Annotated in this window: 18 protein-coding genes; 8 read left to right on the forward strand and 10 right to left on the reverse strand. The window is 62.2% G+C overall.

What is annotated here, in order from left to right; genetic code table 11:
- Positions 1–14: 14 nt before the first annotated feature.
- From rsmD to BLU76_RS02570, 3 genes are read right to left on the reverse strand one after another with little or no spacing between them, the layout of a single operon-like run.
- The gene (gene rsmD / locus BLU76_RS02560) at positions 15–626 is read right to left on the reverse strand and encodes a 16S rRNA (guanine(966)-N(2))-methyltransferase RsmD (RefSeq protein ID WP_092150048.1); all 612 of its coding nucleotides are present in this window, start codon (positions 624–626) and stop codon (positions 15–17) included.
- Positions 626–2,116: a M16 family metallopeptidase gene (locus tag BLU76_RS02565; protein WP_092221395.1), complete on the reverse strand. Its 1,491-nt coding sequence runs from the start codon at positions 2,114–2,116 to the stop codon at positions 626–628. The genes rsmD and BLU76_RS02565 overlap by 1 nt, the downstream gene beginning before the upstream one ends.
- Positions 2,109–3,464, reverse strand: coding sequence for a M16 family metallopeptidase (locus BLU76_RS02570; protein WP_072346190.1), 1,356 nt, complete (start codon positions 3,462–3,464; stop codon positions 2,109–2,111). The genes BLU76_RS02565 and BLU76_RS02570 overlap by 8 nt, the downstream gene beginning before the upstream one ends.
- A 344-nt stretch (positions 3,465–3,808) precedes the next feature.
- On the opposite strand from BLU76_RS02570, the gene ftsY reads away from it, so the two are divergent.
- The 4 genes from ftsY to rpoH all read left to right on the forward strand — a co-directional run bounded on the left by ftsY (position 3,809) and on the right by rpoH (position 7,897).
- Positions 3,809–5,242 (forward strand): signal recognition particle-docking protein FtsY, encoded by a 1,434-nt coding sequence (gene ftsY / locus BLU76_RS02575; RefSeq protein ID WP_092221397.1) that lies wholly within the window; start codon positions 3,809–3,811, stop codon positions 5,240–5,242.
- On the forward strand, positions 5,239–5,910 hold the full coding sequence (ftsE, locus tag BLU76_RS02580) for a cell division ATP-binding protein FtsE (protein ID WP_003177474.1): 672 nt from the start codon (positions 5,239–5,241) through the stop codon (positions 5,908–5,910). The genes ftsY and ftsE overlap by 4 nt, the downstream gene beginning before the upstream one ends.
- The gene (gene ftsX, locus BLU76_RS02585; protein ID WP_063323955.1) at positions 5,907–6,929 is read left to right on the forward strand and encodes a permease-like cell division protein FtsX; all 1,023 of its coding nucleotides are present in this window, start codon (positions 5,907–5,909) and stop codon (positions 6,927–6,929) included. The genes ftsE and ftsX overlap by 4 nt, the downstream gene beginning before the upstream one ends.
- A 113-nt stretch (positions 6,930–7,042) precedes the next feature.
- The gene (gene rpoH / locus BLU76_RS02590) at positions 7,043–7,897 is read left to right on the forward strand and encodes an RNA polymerase sigma factor RpoH (protein WP_003177476.1); all 855 of its coding nucleotides are present in this window, start codon (positions 7,043–7,045) and stop codon (positions 7,895–7,897) included.
- 180 nt (positions 7,898–8,077) lie between these two features.
- Here the strand turns inward: rpoH and mtgA are convergent, their stop codons facing one another.
- A complete protein-coding gene (gene mtgA, locus BLU76_RS02595) occupies positions 8,078–8,800 on the reverse strand; it encodes a monofunctional biosynthetic peptidoglycan transglycosylase (protein WP_063323956.1) in 723 nt (240 codons plus the stop codon).
- 73 nt (positions 8,801–8,873) lie between these two features.
- On the opposite strand from mtgA, the gene BLU76_RS02600 reads away from it, so the two are divergent.
- Positions 8,874–9,245 carry a DUF423 domain-containing protein gene (locus BLU76_RS02600; RefSeq protein WP_092150057.1) on the forward strand — a complete coding sequence of 124 codons (372 nt, stop codon included), beginning with the start codon at positions 8,874–8,876 and terminating at the stop codon, positions 9,243–9,245.
- A gap of 23 nt (positions 9,246–9,268) precedes the next feature.
- Here the strand turns inward: BLU76_RS02600 and BLU76_RS02605 are convergent, their stop codons facing one another.
- Complete coding sequence (locus BLU76_RS02605) at positions 9,269–11,236, reverse strand: acyltransferase family protein (protein WP_092221399.1); 1,968 nt, start codon at positions 11,234–11,236, stop codon at positions 9,269–9,271.
- Positions 11,237–11,498: 262 nt separating this feature from the next.
- On the opposite strand from BLU76_RS02605, the gene thiS reads away from it, so the two are divergent.
- From thiS to trmB, 3 genes are read left to right on the forward strand one after another with little or no spacing between them, the layout of a single operon-like run.
- Positions 11,499–11,699 (forward strand): sulfur carrier protein ThiS, encoded by a 201-nt coding sequence (gene thiS / locus BLU76_RS02610; protein WP_018609493.1) that lies wholly within the window; start codon positions 11,499–11,501, stop codon positions 11,697–11,699.
- Between the two features lie 54 nt (positions 11,700–11,753).
- Complete coding sequence (locus BLU76_RS02615) at positions 11,754–12,548, forward strand: thiazole synthase (protein WP_003177480.1); 795 nt, start codon at positions 11,754–11,756, stop codon at positions 12,546–12,548.
- A gap of 9 nt (positions 12,549–12,557) precedes the next feature.
- Positions 12,558–13,283, forward strand: a complete 726-nt coding sequence (gene trmB / locus BLU76_RS02620; protein ID WP_018609495.1) for a tRNA (guanosine(46)-N7)-methyltransferase TrmB — start codon at positions 12,558–12,560, stop codon at positions 13,281–13,283.
- A gap of 144 nt (positions 13,284–13,427) precedes the next feature.
- On the opposite strand, the gene BLU76_RS02625 is transcribed toward trmB, so the two are convergent.
- From BLU76_RS02625 to metW, 5 genes are read right to left on the reverse strand one after another with little or no spacing between them, the layout of a single operon-like run.
- Positions 13,428–13,751 carry a DUF3392 domain-containing protein gene (locus tag BLU76_RS02625; RefSeq protein ID WP_003177482.1) on the reverse strand — a complete coding sequence of 108 codons (324 nt, stop codon included), beginning with the start codon at positions 13,749–13,751 and terminating at the stop codon, positions 13,428–13,430.
- Positions 13,752–13,772: 21 nt separating this feature from the next.
- The gene (gene hemW, locus BLU76_RS02630) at positions 13,773–14,972 is read right to left on the reverse strand and encodes a radical SAM family heme chaperone HemW (protein WP_092221401.1); all 1,200 of its coding nucleotides are present in this window, start codon (positions 14,970–14,972) and stop codon (positions 13,773–13,775) included.
- A complete protein-coding gene (gene rdgB, locus BLU76_RS02635) occupies positions 14,969–15,565 on the reverse strand; it encodes an RdgB/HAM1 family non-canonical purine NTP pyrophosphatase (protein ID WP_013694468.1) in 597 nt (198 codons plus the stop codon). Before rdgB ends, hemW begins: the two co-directional genes overlap by 4 nt.
- The gene (locus BLU76_RS02640) at positions 15,562–15,996 is read right to left on the reverse strand and encodes a DUF4426 domain-containing protein (protein WP_092221403.1); all 435 of its coding nucleotides are present in this window, start codon (positions 15,994–15,996) and stop codon (positions 15,562–15,564) included. Before BLU76_RS02640 ends, rdgB begins: the two co-directional genes overlap by 4 nt.
- Before the next feature lie 25 nt (positions 15,997–16,021).
- Positions 16,022–16,642, reverse strand: coding sequence for a methionine biosynthesis protein MetW (gene metW / locus BLU76_RS02645; RefSeq protein ID WP_003206492.1), 621 nt, complete (start codon positions 16,640–16,642; stop codon positions 16,022–16,024).
- Between the last annotated feature and the right edge of the window lies 1 nt (position 16,643).

Genomic DNA, 16,643 nt, shown 5'->3' on the forward strand with positions numbered 1-16,643 from the left:
CACTGGTCAGCCGTTCAGTCAATGTCCTTTGCCAAACGCTGCCACAACGCGTAATACACCCGTCCGGATTTCTGCTCGCGATGCAAGCGCCAATTGCCCGGCAAGCCCAAGGTGGACGGGGCGGTCTCGCTTTCAGTGTAGACCCAGGCATCCTCGGCCAACCACTGACGTTCCTCGAGCAAGGTGCAGACCGTCGGCAACAGGTTTTGGTTGAAAGGTGGGTCGAGGAACACCAGGTCGAAAGGCGTTGCCGGTTGGCTGTCCAGGTAGCGCAGGGCGTCGGCGGTCTGCACCTGGCCGACGGTGCAGCGCAGGGTGCCCAAATGTTCTTTCAGGCTGGAGACAGCCAGGTTGCTGGCGTCCAGCGCCTGGCCCATGGCGGCGCCACGGGACAGGGCCTCGAGAAACAGCGCGCCGCTGCCGGCGAACGGGTCGAGCACCCGGGCACCCGCCACGTAGGGTGCGAGCCAGTTGAACAGGGTTTCGCGCACGCGGTCCGGCGTGGGGCGCAGGCCCGGGGCGTCCGGGAAGCTCAAGCGCCGGCTGCGCCATTCGCCGCCGATGATACGCAACTGGTTCACACCGTTATGCACGGGTTTCTTGCTGGAATTCGATGGGCGGGCCATTAGTGCTCCGGAACTCCGAGCGGCTGCTCGGCAGGTTTGTCAGTGGGGGGCGGCAGCGGCTTTTGCGGCACGCTCGGGCCGGCGGTGACGATGACCATTTTGTCGGTGCTCAGGTGCTTGTTCAGCGCGGCCTTGACCTGATCGACCGTCAGTTCCTGGGACTGACGCATGAAGTCCTCCAGGTAGCTCAGCGGCAAGTCATAGAAGCCCATGGCGCCAAGCTGGCCGACGATATCGGAGTTGCTGGCAGTGGACAGCGGGAAACTGCCGGCCAACTCACGCTTGGCGTCGTCGAGTTCTTTCTGGGTGGGACCGTTCTTGAGGTAGTCGGCGAACACGTCCTGCACCAGTTTCAAGGTGCCTTCGCTCATCTCGGCGCGGGTCTGCAGGTTGATCATGAACGGGCCCCGGGCCTGCATCGGCGTAAAGCCGGAATACACGCCGTAGGTCAGGCCACGTTTTTCCCGCACCTCGGTCATCAGTCGGGTACCGAAACCACCGCCGCCAAGAATCTGGTTACCCAGGGAGACGGCGGCAAAGTCCGGGTCGTCCCGGTCGATGCCCAGTTGCGCGAGCATCAGGTTGGTCTGCTTGGATGGGAACTCGATGTGCTGGACGCTTGCTTTCGGCTCCACCGGCGCCGGGGTTTTCGCCAGGGCCGGGCCCTTGGGCAACGCAGCGGACACCTGGCTGGCGACCGCTTCGGCCTCGGCGCGGGACAAATCCCCCACCAGCGCGATCACCGCGTTGCCGGCGGTGTAGGCCTTGGCGTGGAATGCCCGGGCCTGGGCAAGGGTGATCGCTGGGATGCTTTGCGCGGTGCCGTCGCTGGAATGGGCATAAGGATGATCGCCGTACAGGCGCTTCATCAGTTCCAGGCCCGCCAGTTTGCCGGGGTTCTGTTTCTGGTACTCGAAACCGGCGAGCATCTGGTTCTTGATGCGGGCGAAGGAGTCGGCAGGAAAGGTCGGTTTGCCGACGACTTCGGCGAACAGCTTCAACGCCGGCTCACGCTTGTCGGCTGCGCTGAGGCTGCGCAGGGACGCCACGGCCATGTCGCGGTAGGCGCCGTTGCCGAAGTCTGCACCGAGGCTTTCGAAACCTTGGGCAATGGCGCTGACGTCCTTGCCGGCCACGCCTTCGTTGAGCATGGCGTTGGTCAGCAGCGCGAGGCCAGGGGCGTCGCCGTCCTGGCTGCTGCCGGCGGCGAAGGTCAGGCGCAGGTCGAACATTGGCAATTCGCGGGCTTCGACGAACAGCACCTTGGCGCCGTCGGCGGTTTTCCAGGTTTGTACGTCGAGCTGGCGGTGGCTGGGGGCTTTACCGTCCAGTTCCGCCAACGATTGCAGCTTGTTGCCGGACTTGGCGTTATCCAATGCCTGGCTGGCGGTGACGTCGGTGGTCGGCGACAGATAGAACGCCAGGGAGCCGGCCAGGACGATGAGCGCCAGGCCGATCAATACCGGGCGCCGTGATTTGCGCTCACTCATGAGCTTTCTCCTCGGGCAGGACATGCGCAACGCTCAGGCGCGAGCGGGTGAAATACAGCTGGGCTGCCTTCTGGATATCTTGCGGAGTCACGCTTTGTAGTTCAGCGAGTTCGGTGTCCATCAGCTTCCAGGACAAACCGACGGTCTCCAGCTGGCCGATGGCGGTGGCCTGGCTGGTGATCGAGTCGCGCTCATACACCAGGCCAGCGATGACCTGGGCGCGTACGCGTTCCAGCTCTTCGGCAGTCGGGGCGGTGGTCTTCAGTTGATCGAGCAAGCGCCAAAGCCCTGCCTCGGCCTGGGCCATGGTTTTGTTTTTCTGGGTATTGGGCGCCGCCGACAAGGTGAACAGCGAATCCCCACGGGTGTAGGCGTCGTAGTTCGACGAGCCGCCGGACACCAGTTCTTCGCCGCGCTCCAACTGGGTCGGGATCCGACCGCTGTAACCGCCGTCCAGCAAGGCGGAGATCAGTCGCAGGGCATTGACCGAACGCTTGTCGGTCGCCGTGGCGATACTCGGGACGTTGAAGGCCAGCATCAGGCTCGGCAGTTGGGTCTGTACATGGAGGGTGATCTGGCGTTCGCCGGGTTCGGCCAGCTCCAGGGGAATCTTCGCGGTCGGCACGTCACGCCGGGCCACCGGACCGAAATAGCGCTGGGCCAGGGCCTTGACCTCATCCGGCGTCACATCGCCGACCACCACCAGGGTCGCATTGTTCGGGGCGTACCAGGATTCGTACCAGTGGCGCAGCTCGCCGACGGTCATCCGGTCCAGGTCGGCCATCCAGCCGATGGTCGGCGTGTGATAGCCGCTGGCCGGGTAAGCCATGGCCTTGAAGCGCTCGTAGGCCTTGGACATGGGCTTGTCGTCGGTGCGCATGCGGCGTTCTTCCTTGATCACTTCGATCTCGCGGCTGAACTCCTCCGGCGGCAGGCGCAGGCTGGCCATGCGGTCTGCTTCCAGTTCGAAGGCCACGCCCAGGCGGTCGCGGGCCAGCACCTGGTAATAGGCGGTGAAGTCATCGCTGGTGAAGGCGTTCTCTTCGGCACCGAGGTCGCGCAGGATCAGCGACGCTTCGCCAGGCCCGACTTTTTCGCTGCCCTTGAACATCATGTGCTCAAGGGCGTGGGACAAACCGGTCTGGCCGGGCGTTTCGTAGCTGGAGCCAACCTTGTACCAGACCTGGGAGACCACCACCGGCGCACGATGGTCTTCGCGCACGACGACTTTCAGGCCGTTGTCGAGGGTAAATTCGTGGGTGGGTTGTGGATCGGCAGCCAAGGCTGAAAAGGGCAGACAAACTGTGCTGAGCAGCAGGCCTGCGGCGCGGCGGGCAAGAGCATTCATTCGTGTTTAAACCTGTTGGGTTGCCTGCTTGGCCTTAGCCTCAGCAGGCGAGGAGGTGCTAGGATACTGATCCGTTTTACTGGCGGCCACGCCTATCGGGCCTTTTATCGGCCCGGGGTTGTCTGGGTTCCCCGGAGAAATGTCGGGTTTACTCGTTGATCCCGGCGTTTTCGCCGATGATGCCGTACCAGTCCTTCGAAAAAATCGACTTTGGGGCGTCCTGGGGACGCTTCGACAAAATGTTGCGCGTGAACAAGCTGGATGAAACGCAGTCTGTTCAGCATTGAATATTTATCACCGAGGCGCCCTTGTGGCGCGTCGCTACCGTGAGATAGCCGTCCTCCATGTTTGGTTCCAACGACGACAAGAAAACCCCAGCTGCGGCTGGCGAGAAAAAAGGCCTGTTCGGATGGCTGCGCAAGAAGCCGCAGGAAACCGTCGTCGAACAGCCACAACCGCTGCCTGAATCCGCCGCCGAGGCAGTGGCCGAAGAAACCGCGCCCATCTTCCTGCCGATTGCCGAGCCGGTGCTGCAGCCGATCGAGCCTGAGCCCGTTGTCGAGCCGGTGGCCGAGCAGCCGCTGACCCCGTCCGCCGAGCAAACCCCCTGGCTGACCTTGCCGGTGGCGGAAGAACCGGTCGCGCTGGTCGAGGAAACGGCGCCGCATGTCACCCCGCCGATTCCAGCGCCGACGCAGGTTGTCGAGGCGCCAGTCATCGACGCTGTCGTTGAGCCGCCGGTCGCCGTCGTTGCGCCCGTGGTTGCGCAAGCCGCACCTGAGTCGGCACCTGCGCTGTTGGAAACCATCGCCCCCGTCGAGCCCGTCCGTAGCACCGAGGAAAACAAGGTCGGTTTCTTCGCCCGCCTCAAGCAGGGCTTGTCCAAGACCAGCGCCAGCATCGGCGAAGGCATGGCCAGCCTGTTCCTGGGCAAGAAAGTCATTGATGACGAATTACTGGAAGACATCGAGACCCGCCTGCTGACCGCCGACGTCGGTGTCGAGGCCACCTCGGTGATTATCCAGAGCCTGACCCAGAAGGTCGCGCGCAAGCAGCTGACCGACGCCGATGCACTGTACAAATCCCTGCAGGGCGAGCTGACCAGCCTGCTCAAGCCGGTGGAAAAACCGCTGGTGATCGCCTCGCAGAACAAGCCGTTCGTGATCCTGGTCGTCGGTGTCAACGGTGCTGGCAAGACCACTACCATCGGTAAGCTGGCGAAGAAGCTGCAGCTCGAAGGCAAGAAAGTCATGCTGGCCGCCGGCGACACCTTCCGCGCCGCCGCCGTCGAACAGCTGCAAGTGTGGGGGGAACGTAACAAGATCCCGGTCATCGCCCAGCACACCGGCGCCGACTCCGCTTCGGTGATCTTCGACGCCGTGCAGGCCGCCAAGGCCCGTGGCATCGATGTGTTGATTGCTGACACGGCCGGTCGCCTGCACACCAAAGACAACCTGATGGAAGAATTGAAGAAGGTGCGCCGGGTGATCGGCAAGCTCGACGCCGACGCACCCCACGAAGTGCTGCTGGTGCTGGACGCCGGTACCGGCCAGAACGCCATCAACCAGGCCAAGCAATTCAACCAGACCGTCGAACTGACCGGGCTGGCCCTGACCAAACTCGACGGCACCGCCAAGGGCGGGGTGATTTTCGCCCTGGCCAAGCAATTCGGCCTGCCCATTCGCTACATCGGCGTGGGTGAAGGCATTGACGATTTGCGCACCTTTGAAGCCGAGCCCTTTGTCCAGGCACTGTTTGCCGAGCGGGAGCACTCATGATTCGTTTCGAACAGGTCGGTAAACGCTATCCGAACGGTCACGTCGGCTTGCATGAGCTGAGCTTTCGGGTCCGTCGGGGCGAGTTTCTGTTTGTCACCGGCCATTCTGGTGCCGGTAAAAGCACCCTGCTACGCCTGCTGCTGGCGATGGAGCGGCCCTCCACCGGCAAACTGCTGCTGGCCGGCCAGGACCTGAGCACCATCAGCAATGCCCAGATCCCCTACCTGCGGCGGCAGATCGGCGTGGTGTTCCAGAATCACCAGTTGCTGTTCGATCGCACGGTGTTCAACAACGTCGCGTTGCCGTTGCAGATCCTGGGCCTGTCCAAGGCCGAGATCATCAAGCGCGTGGATTCGGCCCTGGAGCGGGTGGCCCTGTCGGACAAGACCGACTTGTACCCGGGCGACCTGTCCACGGGTCAGCAACAGCGCGTCGGCATCGCCCGCGCCATCGTCCATCGCCCGGCCTTGCTGCTGGCGGACGAACCCACCGGTAACCTCGACCCGCGCCTGGCGGCGGAGATCATGGGCGTGTTCGAAGACATCAACCGCCTGGGTACCAGTGTGCTGATTGCCAGTCACGACTTGGCGTTGATCGCGCGGATGCGTCACCGCATGCTCACGTTGCAGCGTGGACGCCTGATTGGTGACGGGGAGGCTGGCGTATGAGTGCTACTCGCAGCCCGAAAGTGGCCGAACGCGTGGCCCCGAAGGCCTCCGATCCGCAGCCGCAAAAGAAAAAACGCGACGATGATGACGGGCCGGACTTCGCCACGCTGCTGCGTGCCTGGATCGAAAGCCATCGCGCCAGCCTGCTGGACAGCCTGCGGCGCCTGGGCAAGCAACCCATAGGCAGCTTCTTTACCTGCATGGTGATGGCGGTTGCCCTGAGTCTGCCCATGGGGCTGTCATTATTGCTAAACAATGTCGAGCGCCTGGGCGGTTCCTGGCAGCGCGCGGCGCAGATTTCCCTGTACCTGCAGATGGACGCGAGCCCCGGTGAAGGCCAGGCGCTGCGCGAGCAGATCAAGGCCATGCCGGGCGTAGCCGATGCCGAATACATCGGGCGCGAACAGGCGCTTGAGGAGTTCCAGCAGCAGTCCGGCCTGGGCGAAGCCCTCAAGGAGCTGCCGGAGAATCCGCTACCGGGCGTGGTGCTGGTGACGCCGAATGAGGTCGACAAGCCGACCCTTGAAGCATTAAGACAAAGACTTTCCGAGTTGCCGAAGGTACAACAGGCGCAACTTGATCTAGTCTGGGTCGAGCGTCTTGCGGCGATCCTCAAGCTCGGCGACCGGTTTGTCTTCGGTCTGACGGTGCTGCTGGTTTCTGCATTACTTTTGGTGATAGGCAATACCATTCGTCTTCATATTGAAAACCGCCGCACCGAGATAGAAGTGATTAAACTCGTCGGCGGTACGGACAGTTATGTACGCAGGCCCTTCCTTTATATGGGGGCGCTGTATGGCTTCGGTGCCGGGATTCTATCCTGGGGCGTATTGGCGTTTGGCCTGGACTGGCTGAACGATGCGGTTGTGGGGCTGGCCGGTTTGTACGGCAGTGATTTTGCGCTGGCCGGAGTGCCAGTCGCCGACGGTCTATCGCTCTTGCTTGGCGCGGTGCTGTTGGGTTATATCGGTGCATGGATTGCGGTCGCACGCCACTTGCGTGAGCTTGCGCCAAAATAGAGTTTTTTTGCGCGTATTGACCTTTCGGTTTTTGTGGGAACTTGTCCTACGGTTCCCGGTCAATTTTCGCAGTGCTGAACTGCACGAGTTATGTGAGTCGGAGGTTTTTTCGTATGACCACTTCTTTGCAACCTGCTTATGCTCTGGTCCCGGGTGCGAACCTGGAGGCCTATGTGCACACGGTGAACAGCATCCCCTTGCTGACCCCCGAGCAGGAGCGTGAACTGGCCGAGAGTCTCTATTATGAGCAGGATCTTGAGGCGGCTCGGCAGATGGTGCTCGCCCACCTGCGTTTTGTCGTACATATCGCCCGCAGCTATTCCGGCTACGGGCTGGCCCAGGCCGACCTGATCCAGGAAGGCAACGTCGGCCTGATGAAGGCGGTCAAGCGCTTCAACCCGGAAATGGGCGTGCGCCTGGTGTCGTTTGCCGTGCACTGGATCAAGGCGGAAATCCACGAGTTCATCCTGCGCAACTGGCGCATCGTGAAAGTCGCGACCACCAAGGCCCAGCGCAAGCTGTTCTTCAACCTGCGCAGCCAGAAGAAGCGCCTGGCCTGGCTGAACAACGAAGAAGTCCACCGCGTGGCTGAAAGCCTGGGCGTAGAGCCGCGGGAAGTGCGCGAGATGGAAAGCCGCCTGACCGGTCATGACATGGCTTTCGACCCGGCCGCCGAAGCGGACGACGACAGCGCTTTCCAATCGCCGGCCAACTACCTGGAAGACCACCGGTACGACCCGGCACGTCAACTGGAAGATGCCGACTGGAGCGACAACTCCAACACCAACCTGCACGAAGCCCTGGAAGTGCTGGACGAGCGCAGCCGCGACATCCTCTACCAGCGCTGGCTGGCCGAGGAAAAAGCCACGCTGCACGACCTGGCGCAGAAGTACAACGTGTCGGCCGAGCGGATTCGTCAGCTTGAGAAGAGCGCGATGAACAAGCTCAAGGTGTCGATTGCGGCTTGACCTGCGGCAATGGCCTTAAAAAACGCCCCGATCAGCGATGATCGGGGCGTTTTTGTTCGGGCTTGATAGTTTGAATTCACTGCCAATTCTGTTGGAGCGAGCCTTTGTGGCGAGGGAGCTTGCTCCCGCTGGGCTGCGTAGCAGCCCCAAGCATTTGCCTGACACACCGAGTCGTCGGGGCTACTGCGCCCAAGGTGCTCGCCGCGAATCATTGAGCCCCAGCAAATAACTGTCGCCCCCCAACTGGCTCATCTGCTGGCGAATCCAGCTCGCCCTGCGCAGCACGTAAGGGCTCGGCCGGCTGGCGCTCCATTTCCGCGGGTTAGGCAAGACCGCCGCCAACAGGCTGGCCTGCTGCCGGGACAGCGCGTCGGCGCTGACGCGAAAATGATGCCGTGCTGCGGCTTCGGCCCCGAACACACCGTCATCCCACTCGACGCTGTTGAGGTACACCTCAAGGATCCGCTGCTTGGGCCAGAACACCTCGATCAGTGCGGTGAACCAAGCCTCGAGCCCCTTGCGCAGCCAGCTGCGGCCCGACCACAGGAACAGGTTCTTGGACACTTGCTGGCTGAGGGTGCTGGCGCCGCGAATCGAACCGCCACGGCCGTTGTGGGCGAACGCCGCCTGGATCGCGCCGATGTCGAAGCCCCAATGCTCGGGGAATTTCTGGTCTTCGCCAGCAATCACTGCCACTTTCAGGCTATCGGAGATCTGGTCCCAAGGCTGCCAGGTGCGCTGCAGGTCGATCGGTTCGCCGCCGAACCAGGATTCAACCTTGCGCTCGATCATCAGCGCCGTGAACGGTGGCGGCACCACGCGAAACAACAGCACCAGCACAACACTGCCGACGGCGAACCAGAGCAGGGCTTTAACGAATCGTCGAAACAGTAAACGCAGCATAGAGATGGCTTGGCCGAACCCGTCGAGCGGGCCATTATACAGACCCTGCCCACCGAGTCTGATTGGAGTTCTCATGTTGCGTAGCTTTCTGATGCTGGCTGCTTTTTTCGGCTTCACGGGCGTGGCACTGGGAGCATTTGCCGCCCACGGCCTGAAAAACCGCCTGAGCGCCGAGTACCTGGCGATTTTCCATACCGGGGTCACCTATCAACTGGTGCATACCCTGGCGTTGCTGGGCGTTGCGCTGCTGGCCACGCACATCCCCGGGCGCATCGTCACTTGGGCTGGGGTCTCTTTTGTGGTGGGCATCCTGTTGTTCTCCGGCAGCCTGTACCTGTTGACGCTTACGGGCATCAGCAAGCTGGGCATCATCACACCGTTCGGCGGCGTGGCGTTCCTGATCGGTTGGCTGTGCCTGGGCCTTGCCGCCTGGCGCCTCGGTTAACGGTGCCGACAATTTGCACGCCTTCAGCCATTGAGCAGGGCTTTCATGAAAGAAGGCGCAAGGAGGCGATTGCCATGGCCGCTGAGGTGATCACCGTCGCGAAAAATCGGTTTGTCGTCGCGATAGGCCGAACAAGTCGGGCCTGGACACAGCAGCGGCAGCGGATCCCAGATGCGTAGCATCGAATATTGACGGGCCAAGCGGTCGAGCAGCGCCATTTGAGCTGCCCGTAGCTGATCAAGTCGATCTCGCGTGATGGTGAACCCGGGGGTGCAGATCGGGTTCATCCGGTTGAACCAGTCCGAGCAGCGATAGGGCGGGGCTTTGAACAGCGGCATGGGCGCATTGATCAGCACCCGCACCTCGACAGCCATCAAGCGCCTCAGGACCGTTTCAGCAGAAATCCGAGCCTCCTCCATCTTCCCGGGCGTGAGCTCAGCAAGCACGTCATTGAACACGGTTTCCTCGCCCCGTGCCCATTCGCGCCCTGCCAGCTCCGGCATGCGTAAAGAGGCGAGAAAGACGATATCACCCGGTTTGGCCCGCGCCTCGATGTCGCGCAAGGCCTTTTCCCGGGCTGGGGCGCAGGCACCCTGTGGGTCGGGTGCGATAAGACTGGCCACCGGGCAGCCGCCGCGCTCGTATTCCACGACCCTGATGCCGAGTTGTCGTGAGGCGAGGCTCAGCATTGTGCGATAGGCCGCTGCGTGCGAATCACCGAAAACAAACAACTGGCGACCCTGCAATGGCGAGTCATTGATGGATTCGCTGGCCGGCCGTTGCGGTAGCCGCCTGGAGAACCAGGTGTAGGCATCGCGGGTCTGGCTCAGTGACACGGCTTCGGGGTTTTCGCTGACCCAGCGCGCACCTGACCATGACAGGGCGAGCGCGCAAAGCCCTGAGGTAATGGTGATCCAGGCGCGGCGTTGGAACATCGAATCGCCGGTGCGCAGCGGGGTCTCGACCCAGTGATAGGAGGCAGCAGCCAATGCCATGACGATCACCGGGTAGGCCAATTGCACGACCAGCAGCTCCAGGCCGGTGGTCCAGCGCAGGAGCACCAGAACCGGCCAATGCCAGAGATACAGGGAGTAGGACAGCCGGCCGATGTAGGTCGCGGGCGACGATTGCAGCAATCGCAACAGTCGCGATGAGGGCGCGGTTTCCTGCGCCACGGCTGCAATGATCAACAGCGTGCCCGAAACCGTGATGAGCGCCCAGGGGAAGGGGAACTGTCTTTCATCGGCGAGAAACAATCCGCTGGTCACCAATGCGAGTCCGCCGAGCAAGGCGACCTGGGATACGAAAGGCGATGTTGGAGCGAGGCGTCCTGTTGCGATCATCTGGAAGAGGATCGCTCCTGCGGCCAACTCCCAGAATCGACTGGGCAGCAGATAGAAGGCTTCATGAGGGTGGTCCCGTGTCTCAAAGGCGCTATAGGCCAGTGATACCAGCGCCAGCAGAGGCAGCAAGGTCCAGACCAGTTTGCTGCGTTCCCGGTAGCGCAACCAGAGGAAATGGATGAGGGGAAAAACCAGGTAGAACTGCTCTTCTACCGCCAGGGTCCATGTGTGGGTGTAGGGGTTAAGCTGAGTGGAAGGTGAGAAGTAGGTGTCGGTGTTCCACGCCAGCACGAAGTTGCTCAGGCCGAAGAAGGCGGCCAGCCCGGTGCGGTCATTCTGGGCGCTGAGCCAGGCTTGCGGCACGAACATCGCCGAGAGCATTCCGCACACCAGCAGCATTGATAGCAAGGCCGGCACGATACGCAGGAATCGTCGGCGATAGAAATCCGCCAGATAGGCCACGAAGCTCAGGTTGGCGCGAGCGGACAGCGACTGGCTGATGACGTAGCCCGAGATGACGAAGAAGATATCGACGCCGGTAAATCCACCGGGCAAAGCCTTCAGAAAGTCGGCGTGGAAAATGATCACGCTCAGGACTGCAAGTGCGCGCAAGCCGTCGATGGCGGGAATATGCTGAGTGCTGGCCACAGGCGCCTCTCGTGGTTCTTCCTTTTGTGAGATTCATTTGGAGGCAAAGAATATAGGTGGGGTATGGCGCGGCTTGAACCGTGAAGTTGTTTCAGGGTTAGTCCCCGTTTACGACACGGGTGGTTGAGGTGCGTCCTGAAAGCCGAGCCTTGCCGCCGGGCGGCTGGGCTGACCGGGCGGTCCATTTCATGACGAATGGCTTGGGTCCCCCAGACTGATCGGGCTAGAATGCCAGCCCCTAAAAATGATGACGGCATCCGGCATGCGCATTCAGTTGAACGGCGAACCCCTTGATCTGCCCGACGGCGAAACCGTTGCGGCCCTGCTGACCCGTCTGGAACTCACCGGGCGTCGGGTGGCGGTGGAACTCAATCTGGATATCGTCCCGCGCAGCCAGCACGCCGAAACCACCTTGAACGACGGCGACAGCGTCGAAGTGGTCCACGCCATCGGCGGCGGCTAGTCGCCTCGGTTTCGCAGCCTTTCGCAAGAACCTCACCCCAACAGAGGATTTCCCATGAGCATCGTTCGTAGCGACAAGCCCTTCGTCCTGGCCGGTCGTACCTACCAGTCGCGCTTGCTGGTAGGCACCGGCAAATACCGCGACATGGAAGAAACCCGCCTGGCCATCGAAGCCTCGGGCGCCGAAATCGTGACCGTCGCCGTGCGCCGGACCAACATCGGCCAGAACCCGGGCGAACCGAACCTGCTGGATATCCTGCCGCCGGATCGCTACACCATCCTGCCGAACACCGCCGGCTGCTTCGATGCCATCGAGGCCGTGCGCACCTGCCGCCTGGCCCGTGAACTGCTCGACGGCCACAACCTGGTGAAGCTGGAAGTGCTGGCGGACCAGAAAACCCTGTTCCCCAACGTGATCGAAACCCTCAAGGCCGCCGAAACCCTGGTCAAGGAAGGTTTCGACGTGATGGTCTACACCAGCGATGACCCGATCATCGCCCGCCAGTTGGCGGAAATCGGCTGCATCGCGGTCATGCCGCTGGCCGGCCTGATCGGCACGGGCCTGGGGATCTGCAACCCGTACAACCTGCAGATCATCCTGGAAGAAGCCAAGATCCCGGTGCTGGTGGATGCCGGTGTCGGTACCGCCTCCGACGCCACGATCGCCATGGAGCTGGGTTGCGAAGCGGTGTTGATGAATTCCGCCATCGCCCACGCCCAGCAGCCGATCCTGATGGCCGAAGCGATGAAACACGCGATTGTCGCCGGTCGCCTGGCGTACCTGGCTGGCCGCATGCCGAAAAAACTTTACGCCAGCGCCTCCTCGCCGCTGGATGGTCTGATCAAGTAAGAGCCATTGATGACTGAATCGAACGACACGCCGGTCCTGCCGGAAGAAGGCGAAGAGCGCCAGCACCGCCGCATCAAGAGTTTCGTGATGCGCGCCGGGCGCATGACTGAAGGCCAGCAGCGCGGCCTGGAGCAGGGTGCGCCGCTGTTTGTCCTGCCGCTTGCCGATGCGCCGGTGGATTTTGACCAGGTGTTCGGCCGCTCGGCCCCGCGCTCGCTGGAAATCGGCTTCGGCATGGGGCATTCGTTGCTGGAAATGGCCGCCGCTTCGCCGGAGCAGGATTTCATCGGTGTGGAAGTCCACCGTCCCGGTGTCGGTGCGCTGCTCAACGGCGTGCTGACCCAAGGGCTGACCAACCTGCGGGTCTACGATTGCGACGCCATCGAAGTGCTCAACCGCTGCGTGGCCGACAACAGCCTCGACCGACTGATGCTGTTCTTTCCGGACCCTTGGCATAAAAGCCGTCACCACAAGCGCCGTATCGTCCAGGCGTCGTTCGCTGAGCTGGTGCGCAGCAAGTTGAAGGTCGGTGGTGTGCTGCACATGGCCACGGACTGGGAACCCTACGCCGAATACATGCTGGAAGTGATGAACGTCGCGCCGGGCTATCGCAACCTGGCCGAAGACGGCAAGTGCGTCCCGCGCCCGGCTGAACGGCCGATCACCAAGTTCGAGCGCCGTGGCGAGCGGCTGGGGCATGGGGTTTGGGATTTGAAGTTCGAGAAGTTGGCGTAAAACCCGAAGATCCTGTTGAAATGGGATCTCCTGTGGGAGCGAGCTTGCTCGCGATGGCGGCATAGCAGTCAACATTGATGTTGGATGTTATGGCCCCATCGCGAGCAAGCTCGCTCCCACAGTTGTTTTGTGGTGTCTGAGGGATCAGCGCCGATCCGCCACCACGCCAATCAACACCAGCACCACCAACAACACCGGCGCCAGGCTGTAGTTGTTGAACTGGCTCAAGCCCCGGACGACCCACGGCGTGGCATAGATCAGTGCCGCGCCGCTGCCGATCATGCACAGCAGGGCGATCAACGGTACGCGCAAGGCGCCGGCGATGCTGCCCAGGCGTTGCTCGACCCAGCCCTTGATGTCGGCACCAAACAACACCAGCAGGCAGCCCACCAAGGCCAGGGAGATTTCCGACAGGTTGCTGCGGCTCCAGCGGGACACGGTGGCGAGCAGGTCGAGTACCAGATCCATTCGATTTCCTTGTTTGGGTAATTAGCTCAAAAATGTCTGCAGCAAGTCGTTGAGAAACAGCTGTCCGCGCTCGGTGGCCGCCAGACGTGTCGGTTCGACCTGCAACAGCCCGCTTTGTTCGGCCTCGCGCCGGCCTTCGGCCAGGCTTTGCAGGGGCAGGCCGGTGCGCTGCGCAAACAGTTGCGCGTCAACGCCTTCGGTCAGGCGCAGGGCGTTCATCAGGAACTCGAACGGCAGCTCTTCGTTGGTCAGGGTTTTCTCCCCTGCCAGGAAGCGCTTGGCCGGGTTGAGATAGTCCTTGGGCAGGCGGGTCTTCCAGGTGCGTACGATGCGCCCGTCCGGATGGCTGAGCTTGCCGTGGGCTCCGGCACCGATGCCGATGAAGTCGCCGAAACTCCAATAATTGAGGTTATGCCGCGCCGCCTGACCGGGTTGGGCGTAGGCCGAGACTTCGTATTGAGCGTAGCCGTGCTCTGCCAGCAGGGCTTGCCCGGCTTCCTGGATGTCCCACAGCGTGTCGTCTTCGGGCAAGGTCGGCGGCTGGTTCCAGAACACCGTGTTCGGCTCCAGCGTCAGTTGGTACCAGGACAGGTGGGTCGGCTTCAAGGCGATGGCTTGGCGCAGGTCGCCCAGGGCGTCGTCGAGGGACTGGTCGGGCAGGCCATGCATCAGGTCCAGGTTGAAGTTATCGAACCCGGCCCGACGGGCCATGCCGGCGGCGCGTACCGCCTCGTCACCGTTGTGAATCCGTCCCAGGGCCTCGAGCTTGGCCTGCTGGAAGCTCTGGATGCCGATGGACAGGCGATTGATGCCCAAGGCCCGGTAAGCGACGAATTTTTCTTGCTCGAAGGTGCCGGGGTTGGCTTCCAGGGTGATTTCAATGTCCTGGGCGAAAGGTATCCGCGCCTCGACCCCCTTGAGCAACCGCCCCAGGGCTTGGGCGCTGAACAGGCTCGGGGTGCCGCCACCAAAAAAGATCGAGCTCAACGGGCGGCCATGGGCCGCATGCAGATCCTGGTCGAGGTCGGCCAGCAAGGCGTCGACATATTCCTCTTCCGGCAACTGCGGGCTGGCGGTGTGGGAGTTGAAGTCGCAATACGGGCATTTGCGCACGCACCACGGGATGTGGACGTACAACGCCAGGGGCGGCAGCACTGGCAGTGGCACCCGAGGTGTTTGTGCACCGCCGTGAATCAGCGGTGCGGGAGAATCAATGGTCATTGCAGGCCCAGGCGTTGACGCAGCAGGGCCATCGCACGGGCGCGGTGGCTCAGCTGGTTTTTTTCCACCGGGCCCAGTTCGGCGCTGGAGCAGTTGCGCTCCGGCACCCAGAACAACGGGTCATAGCCAAAACCGTGCTCGCCGCTGGCTTCGGTGAGAATGCGCCCGTGCCACAGGCCTTCGCAGAGGATCGGCAGCGGATCATCGGCATGGCGGACCAGGGCCAGCACACACACGAACTGCGCGCCGCGCTCGGCTTCGGGCACGTCCTTGAGGGCGTCGAGCAGCTTGGCGTTGTTCGCCGCGTCACCTTTGCCGTCAGCGTAACGGGCCGAGTAAATGCCTGGCGCGCCGCCCAGGAAGTCCACGGCCAGCCCGGAATCGTCGGCCAGCGCTGGCAGGCCCGAGATGCGTGCGGCATTGCGGGCCTTGAGGATGGCGTTCTCGACGAACGACAGGCCGGTTTCTTCCGGTTCCACCTGGCTGAACTCACCAATCGAGCGTAACTGCACCGACCCGCCGAGCATGGCCTGCAGTTCCTTGAGTTTGCCGGCGTTGTGGCTGGCCAGTACGAGTTGGGTGAAATTGATCATTGGCCCGGGAACAGTTCCTGGTTGAAGTTGATGGTGTTGATCTTGTCGCCGGTTTTCACCTTGATCTCGAAGGTGCGGGTTTCCTGTTGGTCCACTGGATACTGGGCGATGTAATAGATCGCGCCTCGTTCGGTGATCTGGCGGAAGGAGAGGGGGACTGTCTTGCTGGTCAGGTCCTTCACCGTGCCGCTGACGTCGGCGATCAATGGCTTGCCGCTTTTGATCACCGAGACATTGATCACGCCTTGGTTCTTGCTGCGAATCAGCTCGGCAGCCTTGGCGATATCCGGTGTCAGGAAGGTGGAGTTGAAGGTGTTGTAGTGCACGGTGATATCACCGAACACTTCCTTGCGCTCGCCCTTGATGACATCGGCGGCCATGGCGCCAACGCTCAGGCAAGCGGTGATGAGAAACAACGCTAGACGGTTCATGTCGTGCTCCTGGTGAGGCCGGGGCTCACACCGCGACCTGATAATCGGTAAGGCCTGGGCTGCTGACCCGATAGATGCCTATTTCACCTAACAGATTAGGCCATAGCTTGCTGGCCCACCCGTGGCGGTGCTGCTGGTCCACGGCCAGGCGATCGATGACCTTGGCTTCACGCTCGCGGCACAGCGCTTCGAAATCCTCGAAGGTGCAGAAGTGGATGTTCGGCGTGTTGTACCAGGTGTAGGGCAGGAACTCCGAGACCGGCATGCGGCCCTTGCTCGCCAGGTACCAGCGGCAACGCCAGTGGCCGAAGTTGGGGAAGGTGATGATGCACTGGCGTCCGACCCGCAGCATTTCGTCGAGGATCTTGTCCGGGTAGTGCACTGCTTGCAGCGCCTGGGTCATGACCACGATGTCGAAGCTGTTGCTGGCAAAGTTGCCCAGGCCCTTGTCCAGGTCCTGCTCGATCACGTTGATGCCCTTGGCGACGCACTCGGCAATGTTGTCCGGGTCGTTTTCCAGGCCGTAGCCGCTGACTTGCTTGTTGTCCCGCAGCCAGGTCAGCAGTTCGCCGTTGCCGCAGCCCAGGTCGAGCACGCGGCTGCCGGCGGGGATCCATTCCTGGATGATTTCCAGATCGGCTCTCATG

Source organism: Pseudomonas sp. NFACC08-1 (genome assembly GCF_900106735.1).
In the GTDB taxonomy this organism is placed as follows: domain Bacteria; phylum Pseudomonadota; class Gammaproteobacteria; order Pseudomonadales; family Pseudomonadaceae; genus Aquipseudomonas; species Aquipseudomonas fluorescens_Q.